The sequence below is a fragment of the Sphingomonas sp. CCH9-F2 genome, assembly GCF_001556735.1.
GTDB lineage: Bacteria > Pseudomonadota > Alphaproteobacteria > Sphingomonadales > Sphingomonadaceae > Sphingomonas > Sphingomonas ginsenosidimutans.
This window is the reverse complement of record NZ_LSJO01000169.1, coordinates 1-3548: the sequence shown is the minus strand read 5'-3', so window position 1 is coordinate 3548 and position 3548 is coordinate 1. Positions and strand designations below refer to the sequence as shown.

The following is a 3548-nucleotide window of genomic DNA, read 5'->3' as shown; positions in this document are numbered from 1 at the left end:
CCGTGGCGGTCACCAACAACCGCCAGCAGGCCGATACCGGCACCAAGATGATCCACCTCGGCAAGAACACCAAGTCGACGATCGTGTCGAAGGGGATCAGCGCCGGTCGGTCCGACAACACCTATCGCGGGCTGGTGCGCGTCGCGCCGACCGCCGAGAACGTCCGCAACTTCACGCAATGCGACAGCCTGCTGCTCAGCGACCAGTGCGGCGCGCATACCGTGCCGTACATCGAGGTGAAGAACCCGTCCGCGCAGATCGAGCATGAGGCGACCACCAGCAAGATCAGCGAGGACCAATTGTTCTACGCGATGTCGCGCGGTCTCGACGCCGAGGCGGCGGTCGCGCTGATCGTCAACGGCTTCGCGCGCGAGGTGCTGCAGCAACTGCCGATGGAGTTCGCGGTCGAGGCGCAGAAGCTGCTGGGGATTTCGCTCGAGGGGAGCGTGGGGTGAGTAAATATGGCTCCCTATCGCGGCAGCTGTAATGACTGTATTATTTCTACCGTGGTGGCTGCTCGGCCTGATGATTATTCTGGAGGATGCCGCCGATGGCAGATTTTCGCTCGAGAGCCTGGCGATGTTGGCGATTACATTCGCGGTAGCGGCCTTCCCTGCAAGCTACTTGGTTCTCTTCAAGGCGAACAGGCGTAACGACCGTACCTTATCGGATCATCATAATGCTGAAAATTGAAAACCTCCACGCCGAAATCGACGGCAAGGAAATCCTCAAGGGCCTCTCGCTCGACGTGAACGCGGGCGAGATCCACGCGATCATGGGCCCGAACGGCGCGGGCAAGTCGACGCTCGGCTATGTCCTGGGCGGCCGCCCCGGCTATGAGGTGACCGAAGGCTCGATCACCTTCAATGGCGAGGATCTGCTGGACAAGGAACCGCACGAACGCGCCGCCGCCGGCGTCTTCCTCGGCTTCCAGTATCCGGTCGAGATCCCCGGCGTCTCGAACGTCCAGTTCCTGCGCGAAAGCCTCAACGCACAGCGCGCGCAGCGCGATGAAAAGCCGCTGTCGGGCGCCGAATTCCTCAAGCTCGCCCGCGCGCAGGCCGATGCGCTCGGGCTCCAGCAGGACATGCTCAAGCGCCCGGTCAACGTCGGCTTCTCGGGCGGCGAGAAGAAGCGCAACGAGATGGTGCAGATGGGCATCATCGACCCGGCCTTCGCGATCCTCGACGAAACCGACTCCGGTCTCGACATCGACGCGCTGCGCATCGTCGGCGACGGCATCAACCGCATCATGCGCAAGCCCGACAAGGCGGTGCTGCTCATCACCCATTACCAGCGCCTGCTCGACTACGTAAAGCCGGATCGCGTCCACGTGCTGGCCGACGGTCGCATCACCCGCTCGGGCGGCCCCGAACTGGCGTTGCAGCTGGAACGCGAAGGCTATGCCGAGGTGGCGGCGTGATGGTCACGCGAAGCCGCGAAGACGCGAAGGATCAGGTTCACGCGGAGGCGCGGAGACGCGGAGACTATCCGCGCGCGGCAGCGCGCCCTCATCATCGCCACGGCCATGGTGGAGAGCCGCTGTCGCGGCGGGACGCAACACCTCCGCGTCTCCGCGGCTCCGCGTGCCAAATCCTTATTCGCGCCTTCGCGTCTTCGCGTGAACACACCCTGCGGAGCGCCGCATGACCGACGTCCTCGACCTGCCCTCCACCCGTCAGGAAGCATGGCGCTGGGCCGATACGCGCGGGATCGCCGCCGCCGCCGCGCTCGCGCCCGTCGCGCCGGCAAAGGCGGACTTCCTCGACCTGCCCGGTGCGAAGCTGCTGTTCGTCGACGGTGTGCTGGATGACGCCGCCAGCGACCTGCACCGCGTCCGCATCGGCGACCTGACCCCCGGCGACCACCCGCTCGGCCGCCGCGCGACGCACGGCTGGTCGCTCCACCTCGATGCCGGAGCGGTCGCCGACCCGGTGCAGGTCGTCCATGTCGCTACCGGCGGCGAAAACCATCTCGCCGCGCAGATCGTGCTCGCCGCCGACACCTCGGCGCAGCTGGTCGAAACCTTCGTCGGCGCGGGCTGGTCGAACCGGCAGACGCGCATTCGGCTCGGCCACGCCGCGCGGCTGATGCGCGCGGTGCGGATGACGCAGGGGGCGGGCTTCGTCTCGTTGCGCGACGATGCGGAACTGGGTGCCGGCGCCAGCTATGTCGCTACCATGCTGGGCGCGGGTGATCAGGGTGTGCGCGTCGATGCCGCGATCACGCTTGCGGGGGAGGGTGGCTATGCCGAATTCGGCGGCGCGCTGCTGACCCGCGATGCCATCCGGCAGGAATGCGCCGTGCGCATGCGCCATGCCGCCCCCCATGGGCAGTCGCACCAATTGTGGCGCGCGGTCGCCGCCGACACGTCGCAGGCCAGCCTCGCCGCCGCCGTCGAGGTCGCGCGCCATGCGCAGAAGACCGATGGCGAACAGTCCTTGCGCGGGCTGCTGCTGCACCGCACCGCCACCGTGAACCTGAAGCCGGAGCTGGAGATCTTCGCCGATGACGTGAAGTGCGCGCACGGCGCGACGGTCGGCGAGCTGGATGCGCGCGCCTTGTTCTACATGGCCAGCCGCGGCATTCCCGCGCCGCGCGCCAAGGCGCTGCTGACCCGCGCCTTCGTCGCCGACGCGCTCGACCGGATCGCGGACGAGCTCGTCCGCGACGCCTTCGCCGCCGACGCCGACGCCTGGCTGGAGCGCGCCTTGTGAGCGGCGCCGCCGCCGAGGCACCGCTCGACGTGGTCGCGGATTTCCCCGCGATTCCGGACGGCTGGGCCTATCTCGACACCGCCGCCACCGCGCAGAAACCGCGCGCGGTGATCGACGCGATCGCGCGCGGCTACGACACCACCTATGCCACCGTGCATCGCGGCGTGTACCAGCGGTCGGCCGACATGACGCTCGCCTATGAGGCCGCGCGCGGCACCGTGGCGCGCTTCGTGGGCGCGCAGCCGGACGAGATCGTGTTCGTGCGCGGCGCGACGGAGGGGATCAACCTCGTCACGCACAGCTGGGCGGGGCAGCAGCTGAAGGCCGGCGATCGCATCCTGCTGTCGCAGCTGGAGCATCACAGCAACATCGTGCCGTGGCAGATGGTCGCCGAGCGCGTCGGCGCCGCGATCGACGTGGTGCCGCTGACCGACGATCATCGTATCGATCTCGACGCGATGGCCGCGATGATCCGGCCGGAACACAAACTGGTCGCGCTGGCGCATGTCTCGAACGTGCTCGGCTCGGTGCTCGACGTGACGCGCGCCTGCGCGATCGCGCATTCGGTCGGCGCGCGCATCCTGATCGACGGGTGCCAGGCGGTCGCGCGGCTGCCGGTCGACGTCGCCGCGCTGGGGTGCGATTTCTACGTCTTCTCCGGGCACAAGCTCTACGGCCCGACCGGCATCGGCGTGCTGTGGGCGCGGCCCGAGCTGCTCGACGCGATGCCCCCCTATCAGGGCGGCGGGTCGATGATCGACCGCGTGTCGTTCGAAAAGACCAGCTACGCCCCCGCGCCGACCCGGTTCGAGGCGGGGACGCCGCATATCG

Annotated in this window: 5 protein-coding genes; all 5 read left to right on the top strand. The window is 68.2% G+C overall.

The window, feature by feature from the left end:
* Positions 1–455 (top strand): SufD family Fe-S cluster assembly protein (locus AX685_RS04840; RefSeq protein ID WP_197418486.1); only part of this gene is annotated, 455 nt, incomplete at its 5' end.
* A 31-nt stretch (positions 456–486) separates the two neighbouring features.
* Complete coding sequence (locus tag AX685_RS21410) at positions 487–693, top strand: hypothetical protein (protein ID WP_156445672.1); 207 nt, start codon at positions 487–489, stop codon at positions 691–693.
* Positions 680–1423 (top strand): Fe-S cluster assembly ATPase SufC, encoded by a 744-nt coding sequence (gene sufC, locus AX685_RS04835; RefSeq protein ID WP_066485958.1) that lies wholly within the window; start codon positions 680–682, stop codon positions 1421–1423. The genes AX685_RS21410 and sufC overlap by 14 nt, the downstream gene beginning before the upstream one ends.
* A 223-nt stretch (positions 1424–1646) precedes the next feature.
* Entirely contained in the window at positions 1647–2717 is a 1071-nt protein-coding gene (locus AX685_RS04830; RefSeq protein ID WP_066485956.1) for a SufD family Fe-S cluster assembly protein, read from the top strand.
* Positions 2714–3548: aminotransferase class V-fold PLP-dependent enzyme (locus tag AX685_RS04825; protein ID WP_066485954.1), on the top strand; the 835-nt coding region annotated here is incomplete at its 3' end. The genes AX685_RS04830 and AX685_RS04825, both read left to right, overlap by 4 nt.